Source organism: Chryseobacterium proteolyticum, from assembly GCF_046591535.1.
In the GTDB taxonomy this organism is placed as follows: domain Bacteria; phylum Bacteroidota; class Bacteroidia; order Flavobacteriales; family Weeksellaceae; genus Chryseobacterium; species Chryseobacterium proteolyticum.
This window is the reverse complement of record NZ_JBJLWK010000001.1, coordinates 238,988-256,773: the sequence shown is the minus strand read 5'-3', so window position 1 is coordinate 256,773 and position 17,786 is coordinate 238,988. Positions and strand designations below refer to the sequence as shown.

General features: G+C 37.0%; 14 protein-coding genes. 8 read left to right on the top strand and 6 right to left on the bottom strand.

The features are described 5' to 3' along the window. Positions 1–82: 82 nt before the first annotated feature. Complete coding sequence (locus tag ACJ5H0_RS00955) at positions 83–730, top strand: DUF1349 domain-containing protein (protein ID WP_411246779.1); 648 nt, start codon at positions 83–85, stop codon at positions 728–730. Between the two features lie 150 nt (positions 731–880). Here the strand turns inward: ACJ5H0_RS00955 and ACJ5H0_RS00950 are convergent, their stop codons facing one another. Beyond that, positions 881–1,090, bottom strand: coding sequence for a hypothetical protein (locus ACJ5H0_RS00950; protein ID WP_228457038.1), 210 nt, complete (start codon positions 1,088–1,090; stop codon positions 881–883). Between the two features lie 566 nt (positions 1,091–1,656). Between ACJ5H0_RS00950 and ACJ5H0_RS00945 the strand changes: the two genes are divergently transcribed. After that, complete coding sequence (locus ACJ5H0_RS00945) at positions 1,657–1,992, top strand: hypothetical protein (protein ID WP_273647790.1); 336 nt, start codon at positions 1,657–1,659, stop codon at positions 1,990–1,992. On the opposite strand, the gene ACJ5H0_RS00940 is transcribed toward ACJ5H0_RS00945, so the two are convergent. Then, a complete protein-coding gene (locus tag ACJ5H0_RS00940) occupies positions 1,993–3,570 on the bottom strand; it encodes a Na+/H+ antiporter (protein WP_411246778.1) in 1,578 nt (525 codons plus the stop codon). Positions 3,571–3,934: 364 nt separating this feature from the next. Between ACJ5H0_RS00940 and ACJ5H0_RS00935 the strand changes: the two genes are divergently transcribed. The 3 genes from ACJ5H0_RS00935 (at position 3,935) to ACJ5H0_RS00925 (ending at position 5,698) form a co-directional block, all read left to right on the top strand. After that, positions 3,935–4,156: a hypothetical protein gene (locus ACJ5H0_RS00935; RefSeq protein WP_411246777.1), complete on the top strand. Its 222-nt coding sequence runs from the start codon at positions 3,935–3,937 to the stop codon at positions 4,154–4,156. A gap of 28 nt (positions 4,157–4,184) precedes the next feature. After that, complete coding sequence (locus ACJ5H0_RS00930) at positions 4,185–5,135, top strand: MFS transporter (RefSeq protein ID WP_411246776.1); 951 nt, start codon at positions 4,185–4,187, stop codon at positions 5,133–5,135. Between the two features lie 158 nt (positions 5,136–5,293). After that, entirely contained in the window at positions 5,294–5,698 is a 405-nt protein-coding gene (locus tag ACJ5H0_RS00925; protein WP_172283382.1) for a hypothetical protein, read from the top strand. A gap of 73 nt (positions 5,699–5,771) precedes the next feature. Here the strand turns inward: ACJ5H0_RS00925 and ACJ5H0_RS00920 are convergent, their stop codons facing one another. Continuing rightward, the gene (locus ACJ5H0_RS00920) at positions 5,772–7,052 is read right to left on the bottom strand and encodes an epoxide hydrolase family protein (RefSeq protein ID WP_411246775.1); all 1,281 of its coding nucleotides are present in this window, start codon (positions 7,050–7,052) and stop codon (positions 5,772–5,774) included. Positions 7,053–7,409: 357 nt separating this feature from the next. On the opposite strand from ACJ5H0_RS00920, the gene ACJ5H0_RS00915 reads away from it, so the two are divergent. Continuing rightward, positions 7,410–7,844, top strand: coding sequence for an organic hydroperoxide resistance protein (locus ACJ5H0_RS00915; RefSeq protein ID WP_172283386.1), 435 nt, complete (start codon positions 7,410–7,412; stop codon positions 7,842–7,844). A 47-nt stretch (positions 7,845–7,891) separates the two neighbouring features. Here the strand turns inward: ACJ5H0_RS00915 and ACJ5H0_RS00910 are convergent, their stop codons facing one another. Next, the gene (locus ACJ5H0_RS00910; RefSeq protein WP_411246774.1) at positions 7,892–9,214 is read right to left on the bottom strand and encodes a serine hydrolase domain-containing protein; all 1,323 of its coding nucleotides are present in this window, start codon (positions 9,212–9,214) and stop codon (positions 7,892–7,894) included. A gap of 121 nt (positions 9,215–9,335) precedes the next feature. Continuing rightward, positions 9,336–11,978 carry a glycoside hydrolase family 2 TIM barrel-domain containing protein gene (locus ACJ5H0_RS00905; protein ID WP_411246773.1) on the bottom strand — a complete coding sequence of 881 codons (2,643 nt, stop codon included), beginning with the start codon at positions 11,976–11,978 and terminating at the stop codon, positions 9,336–9,338. A 357-nt stretch (positions 11,979–12,335) separates the two neighbouring features. On the opposite strand from ACJ5H0_RS00905, the gene ACJ5H0_RS00900 reads away from it, so the two are divergent. Beyond that, on the top strand, positions 12,336–15,146 hold the full coding sequence (locus tag ACJ5H0_RS00900) for a TonB-dependent receptor (protein WP_411246772.1): 2,811 nt from the start codon (positions 12,336–12,338) through the stop codon (positions 15,144–15,146). Positions 15,147–15,190: 44 nt separating this feature from the next. Further along, positions 15,191–16,186, top strand: coding sequence for a phytase (locus ACJ5H0_RS00895; protein ID WP_411248041.1), 996 nt, complete (start codon positions 15,191–15,193; stop codon positions 16,184–16,186). Positions 16,187–16,359: 173 nt separating this feature from the next. Here ACJ5H0_RS00895 and ACJ5H0_RS00890 read toward each other — a convergent pair whose 3' ends face one another. Then, entirely contained in the window at positions 16,360–17,775 is a 1,416-nt protein-coding gene (locus ACJ5H0_RS00890) for an alkaline phosphatase (protein ID WP_411246771.1), read from the bottom strand. Positions 17,776–17,786 lie beyond the last annotated feature (11 nt).

Sequence of the window (17,786 nt, the reverse complement as noted above, 5' to 3'; positions counted from 1 at the left end):
TGATACTATTGTTAAGTTTTACTTTTGCTAAATTAATAATTTACATTCAGTTATATATTGATATGAAAAGATATTTTGCGTCATGAGGAGAATCATTTTAAGTTTTTGCACCCTATTGTTTATCAATACAACTTTCGCCCAGACATTAGAAAAAATGATGTGGTTTAATGAACCTGAAAAATGGGATATTAAGGGCAATACATTGTCTATGTTTGTAACTCCGCAAAGTGATTATTGGAGAATCTCTCATTACGGCTTTACAGTAGATGATGCGCCTTTTTATTATACCACTTATGGTGGTGAATTTGAAGCTAAAGTAAAAATAAACGGAAACTACAAGGCCAGATTTGATCAGATGGGTTTGATGCTGAGGGTGGATAAAGAAAACTACATCAAAGCAGGGATCGAATTTGTAGACGGAAAGTATAATCTAAGTACGGTCGTTACTCATACGACGAGCGACTGGAGTGTCATTACCCTGGATAAAATCCCTTCAGCAATATGGATAAAGGCAGTAAGGAGACTGGATGCAGTAGAAGTATTTTATTCTTTCGACGATAAAAATTACATCATGATGCGTAACGCCCATCTACAGGACAATACTCCGGTAATGGTCGGGTTAATGGCTGCATGTCCTGACGGAGCAGGATTTAATGCTGTTTTCGAAAATTTTAAAGTTAAGCATTTACCCGATGAACGACGTTTACAATGGCTTGACAATCATCAATAACGATTGAGTTACATTTCAATATACAGTCAATTTTTTAATACCTCCCATTTTTGGGAGGTTTTTCATTGACATATTGATATTTCAGTTTCATTTTTTCAATAAATTTCAGAAAATATATGGTAGCAATTAGGAACTAAACTAAATATATGTTTAACATTTTTTAAAGCTTTTATAAAAAGCGATCTCGGAAGCCTTCTTGTTCTTGAACCTGATTGACAAAATAATTTTTCTTCCAATCCAGGTTTTCCCTACCTCATAGGTCCAGATTTCATTATGCGGAAAATTAAAACCATCACCTATTTCTTCTACTATTTCACGACGTGTTTTTCCAAGCAAATGCTTAAATTTTTCTTTCATCATTGTTTTGTGTTTGCTTGTTAGCATCAAAAAAGAGACCAAAAATATAAGCTTACTTCCTTCTTAAAAATCCATATAAATAATTAGTATGCAATTGATTAAACATATATTACTCTAACACAATCTACATGAATATATTTAATCAAAAACTTTGCTTCATTAAATAAAAGATAAGGCTGAAAATCTCTTCAAGAGGTTTCCAGCCTTAAACACTTGTACTTAAAAGTATGTTAAATATTGTTATGCTCTATAATTAATAAAGATTATCCTTCTAAAATGAACCTTATCGGGATTATAAAAGCAGTGTAACAAAAATAAGACTCCCTTACTTTTTATTAAAATAAATTGCATAGAATAAAAAATCACAATACGTAGAAATAATTCTACATTAGCTATAGATTTTATTGGAAACCGGTAAGCAACCACAAACAATCATATAAAAAATTCTGAAAAAACTTTTTCCATCATTATTTATATATTTTGGTCAGATTTTTGAAGTGAAAAATTTAAACACAAATAATGGAATTGGTTTAAAAAATTCTAAACAAATTAAAAACTATTGCCAGATTATGATTTTTGAAGATGAATCCCACTACCAATTGCAGGATAAGCATAATTTATCATTTGTGAAAAATATCATTAATTTCCATGGAGATAAATCTCTTATATTAAATTCTCTGCAGAAAATAAGAAATTGTACTTTATGTGAAATGAAGAAAAGAATTATTGATAAATATATTAGCGATTACTCCGTTCACCTCAATCAAGATATTGAAACCGAAGAGTTTCACACCATCACGGAAGTGTATAAGCTTTCACCTTCTTACGCGAGGCAGTCCTATCAAAAGGTATTAAAGGAAAACGAATATTTGCAGAGGCTTCTTTCCTCATTGAACATGGATTGATTAATGGGTGTATCTTATTCTTTCTTCTTCAAGATCAATTCTCATCAGATGCTTTCTGATAATGTCTTCATCATAGCGGTCACCATGATTCTGATCTACCAGCCAGGTCCGTTGTTGGTTTAGGATATCCATGTATGCAGATTTAACTTCCGGAGAAATCCTGATCTGAGCATCATCTCCTATTTTTCCCTGCCACTTGTCATGTATGTTTTGTAAGAAAGGACTTGTCTTCAACATTTCTCCATAATTATTCGTGATATGTTCAAGCGTATATTGAGCCATTTCTCTTTTAATCTGTTCATCGGCTTCTTCATCCGGAAGATGATCATTAAAGGAGGGCATATTTACTTTTCTGATTATAAAAGGCAGGGTCAGGCCCTGAAGCAGTAATGTGGTCAATATAACAATGAAAGTAATAAATAAAATCAGGTTTCGCTGAGGAAAATCAGGACCACCAGGGTATAACTTAATGGGTATTGAAAGTGCTGCTGCTAAAGAAACTACCCCACGCATTCCCGTCCACCCCATGATTAATGGAGCTTTGAATCCGGGGCTTCTCTTATCCGCTACCGTAATATAATTTCTGGCAATAAGAGTAATGATCACGGCTCCGTAAGCAGACAAAATCCGGACAACTATCAACACACCCGTTATTAAAAGGCCATATCCTATTGCTGCAGAAAGACTTACTCCTTCCAGTCCTGAAGTAATTTCAGGAAGGTCTAATCCGATCAGCACAAACACCAAACCGTTTAATACAAAGGCAAAACTTTCCCAAACATTGATTCCCCGTAAACGTGATGAAGCACTTAATACACGATGCCTGTGATTAGAGAGTAGCAGACCGCCGCTCACTACCGCAAGTACACCGGAACTATGCACTTCTTCAGCACAGATGTACATAATGTAAGGGGCTACAATTGTAAGAATGGTATCCATATTGGCATCTGTAGGCAGGTATTTATGGCACTCCATGAAAATCCATCCTATGACCAGGCCGATTCCGAGTCCTCCTACAACCATCCAGGAAAAGCTTAACGCCGCTTCATGCCATACAAATTGCCCGGTAGCTACAGCTACCATTGCAAAACGTAAAATAATAAGAGAAGAAGCATCGTTTAAAAGGCTCTCCCCCTCCAGGATTGATGACATCCTTTTGGGAACTTTCACAAATTTAAGAATGGCACCTGCACTTACAGCATCCGGCGGAGAAACAATTCCTCCCAGCAAAAACCCTAATGCCAAAGAAAATCCGGGTATGAAATAATTCGCTACAAAAGCGACGGAAATTGCAGTAAGAAAAACAACAACGAAGGCAAAACTTCCGATAATGCGCCGCCATTTCCATAATTCCTTCCAGGAAATAGACCAGGCTGCCTCATAAAGCAAGGGTGGAAGAAAAATGATAAAGATAAGTTCCGGATCCACCTTTATGGCGGGAATACCGGGAATAAAACTAATCAGTAATCCTGCAATTACCAAAAGAACAGGATAAGCCACCTTTATTTTATTGGCCAGCATTATAAGTAATACGATAGCAACAATAAGTGACAGATAAAAGGGGAAATTTTCAATCATTTTATCATGTTTAGAAATACAATGATAATGATTTGCTGACTTTTAATCCAAAAAAAAAATTGAATTTATAAAACGTTTACAAGAGGTCATTCCTTAAAAAATCTAACATTTGTTTCTATTTCATCGCTTTTAAAACCGTTAAACAGAAATCACTGTTGATGATAAGAATTCCTTGGTCCGTTGATATTATTTAGAAGATATTCAAATTTAAAAAAGAGCTTTTTTAATCAGAGTGTGAAGAATATATTTTTCATGATCGCTTATAACGATTTATATTATCAAAAATAAACGTTTTTCAAATTGAAAATTTATCTGGAAATTTGTATAATCCTTTATGGTTATGAAGTAAAGGAATATGTATCCCATGAACTTATCTGAAAAAGCAGAAAGAAAAAGCAAACGTTTTCATTACATTAAATTATGTATTTTTCTTTCCGGATTATCTGTATTTGCCCAACTTTATCTTTTCCAGCCATTGCTTCCTTTGGTAGCAGATCATTTCCATACGACCGTAGGAGACAGCTCTTTGCTCGTTTCTTCTTCTACAATAGGAATGGCAGCAGGCCTTTTTTTTCTTTGCTTTTAATGCAGACAGCTATTCAAGAAAGGGATTAATGGCATTTTCCCTTCTGTCTTCAGCTGTTCTCACTATTATTTCGGCATGGATTCCAAGTCTTACCGTATTGATATTCATTGGCATTCTAAAAGGTTTTGTGATTTCCGGTGTGTCCGCGGTAGCTCTGGCCTATCTCACCGAGGAGGTCCATACATCTGTGGTTGCCCTGGCTATCAGTATGTATCTTAGCGGGAATACAATAGGAGGAATGAGCGGAAGAATATTGGCGACACTTCTTTCAGGAGAATTGGGTTGGCAGAAAGCGGTCCTGATCATAGGCATCGAGAGCCTTATCCTGGGCTTACTATTCTGGAGGCTTTTTCCCGGATCAAAATTTTTCAATCCGCAAAAAGTAGATTATCACCTTAAAATAAAACAGATGAAGAGATTCCTTACAGACTCTTATATGCTAAGGTTGTATTTTGTTGCGGCGCTGTTGATGGGAGCTTTTGTAAGTGTATATAATTATCTTACATTCCGTTTGGAAGCCGCTCCATTCTCGCTCAATCATTTTTATATTGCATTTATATTTTTGATGTATACATTCGGAGTGTTCGGAACGATGATAACCAGCCGTTTATCAAAGAGAACGGAACAGAAGAATATTCTGAAAGGATCAATATTATTTATGATTGCCGGCGTTATCCTTCTTCTTTCGGAAAATATCTACATTGTTATTTTCGGACTCGGATTATTTACACTTTCTTTTTTTGCGGCCCATACTATGGCGAGCCAAATGACAGCGCTCCGTGCAAAAGAAGGAAAATCTTCTGCAACTTCTATGTATTGGCTATTTTATTATTTTGGTTCCAGTATTCTAGGGAGTGGCACCGGTTATTTACTACACGGTACTTCGTGGAGTTATTTTATCATATTCCTTATTGTAGCTATACTTACAGCCTTTCTGCTTGCATCCTTAAAATTTAACGATATCCACAAAGTATCGTAAGTAAAAATCATTTATTTCAAGTAATATTTTATAATCCATAAATATTAACCTAATACATTAACATATATTTAAATAAAATATATTCTGTCAGGCATAGTATTTGCAACTCTATTTATTAACACACATCATTTTTAATAACCTCCTTAACACTAAATATTATGAACGTTGCAGACTTAAAGATTAGAAATTTAGTTGAGTACAAAAATCAAATTTTCACAATCACAGAGATCTTCCAAAATAATGCAAAAGATTATTTTGTAAAAATTGAAAATGATATCCAAAGTATCTCTGCCCCGGCTGATGCCATCAATCCAATCCAGATCACTGAAGAATGGTTGGAAGAATTCGGTTTTTCAAGAACATACAGTTCTGAACAACGCATCCGGTATGAGCGACCGGAAGAGTTTATTAAATATGACATCGATCTGAGCCCCAAAAAAATCGTAGAAGGTTTAAAGATCTACGGCAACTCAATCCGGTGCAGATACATTCATGAGTTTCAGAATATTTTTTCATGCCTTTTCGGAAAAGAGGCCTTTACACGAATGCAATATCACCAATAATGTAAACAACAACTATATATAAATCCACAGCTTTCTGAAGCTGTGGATTTTTTTTGTTTCTGTTTTATCCCATTTATTTTCTTAAAGGCTTAAATGCCGACCGGAGTTCCTGTGCAAAAATCTGGGACTCTTCCCAGGATGCAAAGTGTCCTCCTTTTGTAACTTCATTAAAATACATCAGGTTAGGATATGCCTTTTCTGCCCATGTTTTGGGAGCCTGATAAATTTCTCCGGGAAATACAGTAATGGCTACAGGCACTTTGATGTCTCTTGTTTTCTGCTCTACGACATTAAAATTGTTATTATTATTTTCCCAGTATAGTTGTGCAGATGAAACAGCGGTATCCGTGAACCAATATAAACTGATATCATCAAGCATCTCATCTTTCGTCAGGGATTTTTCAGCATTTCCACCACTGTATGTCCATTCATTGAATTTATCCAGGAAAAAAGAGGCTAATCCTGCCGGTGAATCTGTTAGTCCATAACCAAGTGTCTGAGGACGTGTTACCATCATTGCAGCATAACCACCGCCGCGGGTATATAATTTATTCAATGAGGCAAAAGCTGCTTTTTCTTTTTCTGACAGACTTTCAGGGGCCGGACCTCCCGCTTTTAGAATATCAGCTATTTCTGCAGGCACAGTTGCAGGCATATTGACATGGATTCCCAGAAGCCCTTCCGGAGCCTGACGGCCCATCGCATCGGCAATAACCGCACCCCAATCTCCTCCCTGGGCTACATAATGATGATAACCCAGACGTTTCATCAGAACATCCCAGCTTTTGCCTATCCTTTCAACACCCCAACCTGTTGTTTTAGGTTTTTCTGAAAACCCGTAACCAGGCATAGAAGGAATTATTACATCAAAAGCGTCTTCAGCTTTTCCACCATATTTTACAGGATCTGTAAGAGGTTCAATGGCTTTTAACTCTTCAAATACAGACCCTGGCCAACCATGCGTAATAATCAAAGGCATTGCATTTTTATATTTCGATCGTACATGAATGAAATGAATATCCAACCCATCTATTTTAGTTATATACTGTGGATAGGCATTTAGTTTATTTTCCGCCTTATGCCAGTCATAACTATTTCCCCAGTATTTTACAAGATCCTGAATCTGGTTTAGTCTCACTCCTTGTGACTGGTCTGTTACCGTCTCTTTACATGGCCATCTGGTCGCATTGATCCGCTGGCGAAGTTCTTTGATGGCAGCTTCGGGAATACGTACATGGTAAGGGCGGATGGTTTCAGTTTCTTTTGTTGTATTCTGTGCAAAAGATGTTGCTGATAATAACATAAATACACCTGCTGTAATAGTCGTTTTTAAATTGTTTGCTTTTGTTTCCATTGTTTTGATTTTAAGAAGTTGATTTTTTAATTATTTTTTCGGCAAATGTATTGTGCTGCTTGTCGCAGATCAATCATCATCAGGTCCAATAAGACTAAACGAACGATAAACCGGTCATTTCAAAACTTAAAATCTACACCTGCTTTTTGAGTACTTATTCTGATCATTATTTTCAGCTCTAATCATAGTATATCCTTCAAAATTGTTCTTCCTAAAACCCCTGAAAAATATCCCTGATCCTATTTGCCCGCCTCATCCTCCAAAATGTCTGTTTCACCCTTATGAAGCTGGTAACCGAAGAAGATTCAGACTTTCTTTGCAAAGTATTTCAACAATCATTAACTAAAATTTACACTCATGAACAATGATCAAAAAACAGCAGAAATAGAAAAAGTACTCTATACTGCAAAAACAAAAACTACGGGAGGACGACAAGGCAACGCTAAAAGTGATGATGGAAATCTGGATCTGTTGTTATCTCCTCCGGGATCAAAAATGGCGGGGACAAATCCGGAACAGTTATTTGCTGCAGGCTGGTCTGCCTGCTATATCGGAGCTTTAGGTCTTGCTGCCAAAAAATTGGGAGTACTTATTCCTTCTGAGACTTATGTGGATGCCGAAGTAGATCTGGGAATGAATGGGGAAGACTTCCTTTTACAGGCCAGGCTTTCCGTTAGTCTTCCTGGTTTGGAAAGAGAGATTGCACGGCAATTAACAGAACTCGCTCATCAGACCTGCCCCTATTCTAAGGCAATACACGGCAATATCAAGGTAAGTACTACCCTTGTTTAAAAAAGAAAATCCACAACATTGAAGTTGTGGATTTTTTTAGAATTTAATCAATTTACCTTTTTAGTTTTAAGATGTAATCCATCCGATATCATCTCGAGTTCATAAATTCCTGTATCTTTGTTTAAGGTAAATATCAGTCCGTCATTTGAGGCAGCATCAAAAAAGAATGTAAGTTCAGAATCAGGGACACCTTCTGAGGTCTCGCCATCTTTGTTAGTAATGTACAATTTACCCTCCTTAATGATAATGACTAAATATTGAGATTGGTCGATTTCGAGAATGTATTTCCCTTCATACCGCTTCATTACATTTTCAGATAGACTAATCTTTTGTCTTTTTATTGCTCGAGGAACATGGTATGCTTTTCCTTCAAATATCTTCACAATATCTTGCGTCACCTGTTGAAAAGGAACTCCGGTGTAGTTGCTTAGAAAAATGAAATCAAATCCGGTTTTCCGGTTTTTATAAAAATAAGCCCGGTATCCAGGTCTGCCGCCAGCTTGTGCCAATACATCATTTTCGTCAAACAATTCTTTAATAAGATCTTTTTGAAGATGTTTACCATTAAAACCTTCTTGGGAGAAATGGAAAAGATCATCAATCGTTGAGGCGTAATTGCCGGTTTCAAACCGATCGAGTTCCTTTGCAGAAGCTTTAATTATTTTCCCATCTTCTATATCAAATCCATTCACAAAATTTTTAACCGGACTCTTTCCATTATATTCATTGGTATTGTGAAGACCAATAGGGTCAAATATTTCTTTTTTTATGAATTTTAGATAACCCTCAGAAGCTACTTTGTTAATAATGTTATGCAATAATAAAAATCCAATATTGGAGTATAATGTCTGGGATCCGGGTTCAAATAAAAGTTTTTCCTTTTTAGCCAATTCAATGATCTGGTCACCGGATAATTTATCAAACTTTTCATAATCTGTAATTTCCCTTGGTAAGCCAGACTGATGCTGCATAAGATGGCGGATGGTGATTTTTTCTCCTTCCGGAAAACCAAACAAAAACTTTGACAAATGATCGTTAAGCGATATTTTGTTCTGTTCTACCAATTTCAGGATTCCATATTTTACAAAAACCTTTGAAACAGAAGCAATAATAAATGTACTGTTTCTATTGATCAGCATATCCTTAGGTCCGTTTTGTAAATTGTATGTTTTATTGAGAAGTACCACTCCATTTCTTGCAATTATAACATTTCCATTAAACTGCCTTAGAGCTGTAAGAGATGAAAAATATTCATCTGCTTCCTTTTTTATTGTAGTATTTTCCACACCTACATTTAGCTGCGAACCTTCCTGGCTAAAACCCAGTGAAAAGAACAGTAAAAAAAGCATCAGCGAAAATTGATATTTCATAATTATTGTTTTTTTGGTGGTAAGGCTTTACGAATAATCCGATTTAAAGTTAGAAAAATATAGTAATAAGTTTATTTTTTTTTACCTGTACCCAGCCTTATCCAAATCCTCTATTTTGATACTAAAATATCTTCCTAAGCTGTATTCCATTTAAAATGGCTTCGCCTTCATGAGGAATAAAACCAACTGTTATTCCCTGTCCTCTATTTACCAAAATAGTAGTTTTTGTACTGTATGCTGTAATAGGAGCAAGATGATTATCGTCTGAAAGATTTTCAAGAAAAATAAAACCATTCAGGGAAACATCAAATTTCCGGGTATATCCCAACTTATTTTCTGACCGGGTATTGCTTTCAAGGTTATACACCAACTTTTCCTGTTCCGTAGGGGTAAGGAGCTCCGCAAAGTGCAGTGTAATTTCGTAAAGTCCGTCAGGGACATCAGCTTTAAAGCTTTTCAGACCAACACACTGTGTTTCATACATTGCATCATAAGTAGTTCCCAGTATATTTCTTCTTGAACCGTACTTTTCACTTTTTTCATCTTCCCGATACACTTTTCCGCCTACATATCCCCAGCTTCCCGGTTTATACTCCTGCTCAGGCACCCAGCTTTCTTTCGTTACTTCATCTTCAAACATTCTCTGATCTCCCAAACTTACATTTAAAGTTGTAAATGTATTTTCCGTATTTTTCAACTGATTGGCAATTACATGAAAATCAATGGCTATTAGATCTTCGTCACCTCTGTCCGTAACAGCTTTGAGGGTGTTAAGTCCATTTTTAAAACTGCATGCAAAGACAGCTTTCCCGTCTTTCACATTTTGTATGCCAATCAATTGTCCGTTATTCCAAAGCTTCACTTCTTTCTGATTGCTATACACTGTTACCGGTTGAGTGGCTTCTGTATTACTTCCGGGGTCCGCCTGCTGTGCCCGGTACAACCAGTCCGAGCCTCCAATTTTCACAAAAGGCTGTTGAGCCAATGCTGCTTTGTATATGAAATAGCTGTCTTTTGGTTTTCGGTCCGTCGTAAGTAATCCTTTGTTGTTAATATGAGGAACGGCTTCCTGACGGCTTTCGTTTCCAAACTCTGCAAGATTCCATACAATAGCACCTGCAATGAAGGCGTATTTTTTAATGATCTTAAGATAGGATTCATGATAAAGATTAGCATATTCCTGGGTTTTATCAAAAATTACAGGGCTGAAACTGTGAAGCCGGTAATCTGAATCTGCTCCTAACTCGGAAATAATCAAAGGTTTTAAAGGAAATTCTTTATGATGCTTTAAAACAAAAGTTTCAAAGTCTCCGAATTTCCCTCCATACCATCCCTGATATAAATTCCATCCCGCGATTTTAGGTATATCGATAAGTCCAACTTTTTTGTACAAATCGAAATCTCCGTGAAATGCAATCATAGTATATCTTTCCTTATCTTCATCCTGGCAGAGATTTTCCATTTTCAGAGCAAGCTCATGAAGATTTTTCCAATACTTTTCTCTTTCCGGTGTTTTGTCCTTATACAAGGGCTGAATAAGAACCTCATTCATATAACTCCATATAATTACGCTCGGATGATTATAATTCTGCCTTATCATTTCACGTTGCATATCGAGCATATTATGAGTGTAACCTTCACTTTCGGTGATCTGATTGTTACCCGGTGTTTCCACAGCGGTTAATATTCCAAGGCGATCACATGCTTCCATAACAGCAGGATCCTGGGGATAATGAGAAACCCTTAAAAAATTTCCACCCATATCCTTCAGCCACTGCACATCATTGATATGCAAGGCGTCGGAAAGAGCAGATCCCATGCCTTTAAAATCCTGATGCCTGCTCGCTCCCATAATTTTATAGGGTTTACCGTTCAGGTAAAATCCTTTTTCAGCATCGAAATGATACCATCTAAAACCTAACGGATTGACCACCTCGTCATATACGATCTCATTTTTTGCATCTCTCAATACATTCACAACTTTATACAGGTAAGGATTTTCAGGACTCCATAAATTTGGTTTTTTGATGTGTTTTACCTGAACCGTAAAGCTTCCATCCTTATCAGGATCCGTTTCTGAAACGGCGACCTCTTTGCCTTCTTTATCATAAATGGTTGTTGTAATTTTAACCTTTTTGCTGACAGAAACTTTCCCCCTGATCTGAACACTGGCAGATTCTTCACTTACGGAAGGAGTAGAAATAAATACACCGCTACTTGCATAATTATCCATATCGAAATGGTTTTTGTCTGCTGCAATGAGATAGACATCCCGGTAAATACCACCATATACGCTGAAATCTCCTCCAAGCGGGGGAATATCAGGATCATGGCTGTTATCCACTTTTACCCTGATTGTATTTTTTCCTTCGTTTAAAAGGCTGGTAATATTGAAACTAAATGCAAGATAAGATCCTCGATGTACCCCCGCCCTTTTACCATTTACAAATACTTCTGCAACCTGGCTGGCCCCTTCAAAATAGAGGTATATGTTTTTATCCTTCCAACCCTCAGGAATGTACAATTCTTTCTGGTACCATCCTATTCCCCGATAGTACCCGGGTTCATCATCCATAACATCTTCAACATTCCATGTATGGGGAATATTTACCTGCTCCCAATATCCTTTTTTATTATCATCTTTTTCAGCTCCTCTGTGAAATTGCCAGGAAGTATTAATACTTTGCTTGATCCTTTGTGAAAAAGACACAAACGGAATTAATGACAGGAATACTATAATCAGATTTCTTATCGAATAGGTCATACTTCGGGATTTTGGAAATAATTATTTGTTACAATGTAATTATTGTCTCAAATAGAGACAAATACAAATTTAATAGAAATTATCGTGCTTTAGTTTTTTTTTCTTTCTTTTAGTTAATTCACATTTTAATATTTAATATAAAAACCATTCTTATATTTCATTGTAAGACATTCCAGATGCTTTTAGTTCAAGTCCTATTCATTTAATTAAAAAACAACTTTATTTGTTTATAATTACATTAAAATTTAAACATAAAACTCACATATTATTAATAATTTATTAAAACAACGTTCATCTTAATTTCAGCCCGTTCCAAGCTTTAGAACCTATTTTTACACTGAGAATTAATATACTAAAGTGAAGAAAATTTTAACGTCTGTTCTATTGTGTGCATCCATCTATTTTTATGCACAATCCGGGACCGTTTCCGGAAATATCAATGATGATTCGAAAATTACATTACCGGGAGCAAAGATCTCCCTTGCACCTGGAAACATTTATACGACATCGGATGAGCATGGAAATTTTGTTTTCCTGAATGTTCCTGCGGGAAATTATACAATGAAGGTAGATTATATGGGATATGGCAGTAATGAATACAACATTGTGGTGGAAGCAGATAAAAACACCAGACAAAACATCATTTTTACCAGAAAAGAAACCCAGATTAAAGAGGTTGTGGTAACCGGGGCCACTTTACGGAACCAGGCCAGAGCCCTGAATAAACAAAAGAATAATGCCAATATTACCAATGTAATCTCTTCTGATCAGATTGGGCGTTTTCCGGATGCCAATATTGGGGATGCTTTGAAAAGAGTTCCTGGAATTACGATACAGAATGACCAGGGGGAAGCAAGAAATCTTATCATCCGAGGGCTCGCTCCCAATCTGAATTCGGTGACTTTAAACGGTGACCGTATCCCATCTGCAGAAGGTGATAACAGAAATGTTCAAATGGATCTGATTCCGTCTGATATGATTGCAACAATTGAAGTCAACAAAACATTGACGCCGGATATGGATGCGGATGCAATAGGTGGATCTGTAAATCTTATTACAAGAGCTTCACCTAACGGGCAAAGAATTTCCGCAACATTAGCAGGCGGATACAATCCGATTCGTGAAAAGGGAAATTATACCGCAGGCTTCGTATATGGAAACCGCTTTCTGAATAAGAAACTGGGTGCCGTTTTTAGTTTTTCCTATAATAATAACAATTTCGGATCGGATAATATAGAACCCACCTGGAGCCTTGCCGAAGATATTGCAAAGACAGCCTATGTCAGTAAAATGGGAGTTCGTTATTATAATGAACATCGTATACGACATAGTTTTGACCTGAATATGGATTATGAATTCAATTCGAAAAACAAAATTTATGCTTCTGCAATGTATAATTTCAGGAATGATAAGGAAAACAGATATGCTTTGGGCTACAAAATAAAACCTGTGTATAATACGGATGAAACTGAAATCACAGGATGGAGCGGAAGTATTACGAGACAAGATAAAGGTGGAGATGCTGCTAACGATAATACGCGTCTTGAAAAACAGAAAATTCAGAACTATGCATTAAGAGGAGAACATCTCCTGGGCTCCAAAATTGATCTGGACTGGTCTATGAATTATGCTAGAGCCAGTGAAAAAAAGCCTCATGAACGACATATTGAGTTTGAACGTAAAAACGTAAATTTCCTGAGTGACCTCAGTGATCCGGAAAGACCAATGATCAATCCTGCAACAGCAGATAATCTCGGGAGTTATAAATTAAGTGATCTTTCTGATTCCAACAGTTTCACCCAGGAAAAGGAATTCGGAGCAAAAGTAAATCTACGTTTCCCACTTTCTGTGATTGAGGATCAGAAAGGAAGATTACGTGTGGGAGCGCGTTTACGTATAAAACAAAAAGAAAGAGAAAATGATTATTATGCTTTTGAACCGCTTAACAGTTTGGGAAGTCTTTTAACGGTTCCAACTACCTATTTTGATGGCTATAACTTTCAGCCGGGGAATTATGTTCCGGGGGCTTTTGTAAGTACGTCGTACATGGGAGGACTGGATCTGTTTAATCCCAATCTATTTAAAGGAGAACTTAAACCGGAAGAATTCCTTTCCAGTAACTACAGTGCAAAAGAGCATATATATGCCGGATATATCCGATGGGATCAGGATTTCAGTAACAAATTCTCTATGATTGCCGGTGCGCGTCTTGAAACGACCACAATTGATTATACAGGAAACTATGTAATGGATGAAGAAAATCTTGTAGGAAAGATCAATAATAAAAACACATACACTAATATTTTACCTAATATTTCCTTCAAATATGTTCCGGAACAGAATCTTGTTCTCCGGGCTGCCTTTACTACGGCTTTGGCACGTCCTAATTATTATGCACTCGTACCTTTCTTAAACGTTATTTCGGCAGATGAGCTGATATCCGCAGGAAATCCAAATCTTAAAGCAACATATGCGTATAATTTCGATTTCATGGCAGAAAAGTACTTTAAATCGGTGGGGATTCTTTCAGGAGGTGTCTTTTATAAAAATCTGAAAGACTTTATTTATACCTATTCCAGAAAAAACTATACAGCGGCGGATTTTTCACAAGATTTTACAGGTCAGACCAATCCTATTCCTGACGGGGAGAGTAACTGGAGATTTACGCAACAAAGAAATGGAGATAATGTAGACATCTACGGTTTTGAGGTCGCTTTACAGAGACAGCTGGATTTTATTCCGGGAGCATTCTGGAAGGGTCTTGGAGTATATGTTAATTACACCTATACTAAATCCAAAGCCAAAGGAATTACCAACGAAGAAGGTGTGGAAAGAACAGATGTAGGATTACCGGGAGCAGCTCCCCACATGTTCAACGGATCTCTGTCGTGGGAAAATAAACGTTTTTCAGCAAGGGTTTCTATGAATTATGCATCTTCTTATATTGATGAACTGGGTGGAAATTCGTTCGATGACCGCTATTATGACAAGCAGTTGTTCCTTGACGCAAATGCCTCATTCAAAATTACCAGCCAGCTGAGAGTATTTGCTGAAGCCAATAATTTAACGAATCAGCCGTTAAGGTACTATCAGGGAATTCAAAGCAGAACAGCTCAGGTAGAATATTACAGGCCCCGCTTTACGATGGGTGTAAAGTTTGATTTTTAATGTTATACAGAATGATAAAGATAAATACACGTGTTGCTCTCATTATGTTACCTTTGCTCATTAATTGTGCAGGACAAAATGAATTGGGAAAAAAAATAGAACCAACTGTTATTACAGAACAGGTCGGTTATGATACCGATGACCCGGCTATCTGGATCAATCCGGAAGATGCTTCAAAAAGCATTATCATAGGTACCGATAAGGATACCAATGGCGGGCTGTATGCTTTCGACCTGAATGGAAAGATCATTAACAAAGTTACGGGCTTAAAACGTCCGAATAATGTAGATCTCGAATATGGATTTTATTTACACGGAAATACAATAGATTTTGCTGCCGTTACAGAAAGGGAAACGAATACAGTTAGACTTTATTCTCTTCCTGAATTAAAGGAAGTTGGTGCATTCCCTGTTTTTGATGGTGAAAAAGAACGATCTCCCATGGGAATTTCTCTTTATAAAAACCCTGAAACAGGCGATTTTTTTGCTGTTGTCGGAAGAAAATCCGGACCGGCAGATGGCTATTTGTGGCAATATAAATTAACCGAAAAAGAAGGGAAAATTACGGGCGAGGTTGTACGGAAGTTTGGAAAATACAGTGGCTTGAAAGAAATAGAAAGCATTGCGGTGGATGATGAAGCAGGATATATTTATTATTCTGATGAACAATTCGGGGTGCATCAGTATTATGCAGATCCATCTAAAGGAAATGAGGAACTTATGGTTTTCGGAAAGGGTGATTTCACATCTGATGTGGAAGGAATTTCCATCTACCCTACTTCTTCAAAGAATGGATATATCCTTGTTTCCAACCAGCAAAAAGATACTTTCAACGTCTACATGAGAGAAAATCCGTCAAAAGGCAAGATTGCAGAAATTCCGGTTTCAACCAGTGAAAGCGATGGTTCGGAGGTTACAAACGTAAACCTTGGTCCAAAGTTTCCAAAAGGGATGTTTGTAGCAATGAGCAACGGAAAGGTTTTTCATCTGTATGACTGGAGAACGATTGAAGATAGAATTAAAAGCCAGATGAAGAACTGATTTTTAGTATGGATAACTGATGTAAAATATATTCATCATTGAAATACCACGGTTGAAATCTATTTTTAATATAGAAAAACAAGAAGCCTTTACTATTACGTAAAGGCTTCTTTCCACCAAAAGATATAAATATGAAAAAAAAAATATTTATTCTGAAATCGGGATACCGAAGATCAAAGCTTACCGGTATGTGCTGAAAGCTCTGTGGCTTCAAGCATGATATAATGTAAATCTGTGTTTTTTACGAAAGGTTTTAGCAGTTCACTTCCCGGCCCGTACATGGCAAGTTCCACATAATCACCCGAGTGATCCATGCTGATCCAGCCAACAGAATTATGCTTTTTCTGAATTTCCGAATACAGTTTAAAGGGAAGCTTTTTATAATTATATAACCCACCTTCTTTATCAAGACTGGTGTAGAAACTTAAAAGACTTTTAGCTTCATCATCAGCCAGGCTTATGGCATTGGTCTCATAGATCCAGTCTTTCGTTTGCTGCAGGTTAAAATCGGGATGGATTGCATTCAGGATATATTCATTGGTGAATTTATAATGGGCAATAGTATTGAAGTTTCGGGTAGCATCAGCGCCATAAATTGTTCCCGGATTGGCATTGCCGTGATCTGTGGTGATAATAACCAATGTGTTCTTATCTTTTTCAGCAAAATCAACAGCTACTTTTACAGCTTCTTCGAAAGCAATCTGATCATGGATAAGTGCCGCAACATCATTTGCGTGTGCAGACCAGTCCACCTTACCTCCTTCAATCTGAAGCACAAAACCTTCTTTATGATCTTTCATCTTGTCTATTGCCGTCTTTGCCATCTCAGCAAGTGTTGGTGTAGACTGTAAAGCTGCTATATTAGCCCTATCAATTGCATAAGGTAGCGCTCCTGTATTGAATACTCCTAATACCGGTTTGCTTTTATCGATATTCTGCAGATCCGAGCGGTTTTTTAGAATCTGATATCCTTTTTGTTTATACAAACCGTATACATCTTTTTTGTCTTCTCTTTTCGCGGGGTTAAAAAATTCATCTCCTCCCCCCATCATCACGTCAAATCCTATTTCCGCATACATTTCCGCAATTTCAGGCTCGGCATTCCTGCTGGCTGAATTGATACAAAACCCGGCAGGTGTGGCATGGGTAATGGTTACAGTAGTGACACATCCTGTTTTTTTACCCGCTTTTTTAAATTTCTGCCAGATGGGAACATATCTTTCACCATTAGCGCCTATATTCAGTACGCCATTCTTTACCCTGAACCCACCACCGAAAGATGAGCTTGCAGCAGCAGAATCGGTAACAATTGAACTCGCAGAGGCAGTATCCATCAGTGCTCTGGATACTTTATTTTCTTTATACAAATTGATCCAGTTTCCACTTTTCCCAAGGATATTCTGGGAGTACAGGTTCGCTAAAGCCAGTGTTCCGGAACTCATGCCATCGCTTACCATAAAAATGATATTCTTAGCTTTTTTGTAAGATTTGGGTTTTACAACAGGTTCGGTGGCCAGAACATTAACCGGATTAATTGCAAACAATCCGGAAAGCAATGCCGAACCTTTTAGAAACTTTCGTCTGTTCATTTTCATTAACA

Excerpts from the sequence above, each read along its gene's own strand:
- ACJ5H0_RS00905 (WP_411246773.1), bottom strand. The coding sequence starts at position 11,978 with ATGACCTATTCGATAAGAAATCTGATTATAGTATTCCTGTCATTAATT.
- ACJ5H0_RS00895 (WP_411248041.1), top strand. The coding sequence starts at position 15,191 with ATGTTACCTTTGCTCATTAATTGTGCAGGACAAAATGAATTGGGAAAA.
- ACJ5H0_RS00935 (WP_411246777.1), top strand. The coding sequence starts at position 3,935 with ATGAACTTATCTGAAAAAGCAGAAAGAAAAAGCAAACGTTTTCATTAC.
- ACJ5H0_RS00955 (WP_411246779.1), top strand. The coding sequence starts at position 83 with ATGAGGAGAATCATTTTAAGTTTTTGCACCCTATTGTTTATCAATACA.
- ACJ5H0_RS00890 (WP_411246771.1), bottom strand. The coding sequence starts at position 17,775 with ATGAACAGACGAAAGTTTCTAAAAGGTTCGGCATTGCTTTCCGGATTG.
- ACJ5H0_RS00945 (WP_273647790.1), top strand. The coding sequence starts at position 1,657 with ATGATTTTTGAAGATGAATCCCACTACCAATTGCAGGATAAGCATAAT.
- ACJ5H0_RS00920 (WP_411246775.1), bottom strand. The coding sequence starts at position 7,052 with ATGGAAACAAAAGCAAACAATTTAAAAACGACTATTACAGCAGGTGTA.
- ACJ5H0_RS00950 (WP_228457038.1), bottom strand. The coding sequence starts at position 1,090 with ATGATGAAAGAAAAATTTAAGCATTTGCTTGGAAAAACACGTCGTGAA.
- ACJ5H0_RS00930 (WP_411246776.1), top strand. The coding sequence starts at position 4,185 with ATGGCATTTTCCCTTCTGTCTTCAGCTGTTCTCACTATTATTTCGGCA.
- ACJ5H0_RS00910 (WP_411246774.1), bottom strand. The coding sequence starts at position 9,214 with ATGAAATATCAATTTTCGCTGATGCTTTTTTTACTGTTCTTTTCACTG.
- ACJ5H0_RS00940 (WP_411246778.1), bottom strand. The coding sequence starts at position 3,570 with ATGATTGAAAATTTCCCCTTTTATCTGTCACTTATTGTTGCTATCGTA.
- ACJ5H0_RS00925 (WP_172283382.1), top strand. The coding sequence starts at position 5,294 with ATGAACGTTGCAGACTTAAAGATTAGAAATTTAGTTGAGTACAAAAAT.
- ACJ5H0_RS00915 (WP_172283386.1), top strand. The coding sequence starts at position 7,410 with ATGAACAATGATCAAAAAACAGCAGAAATAGAAAAAGTACTCTATACT.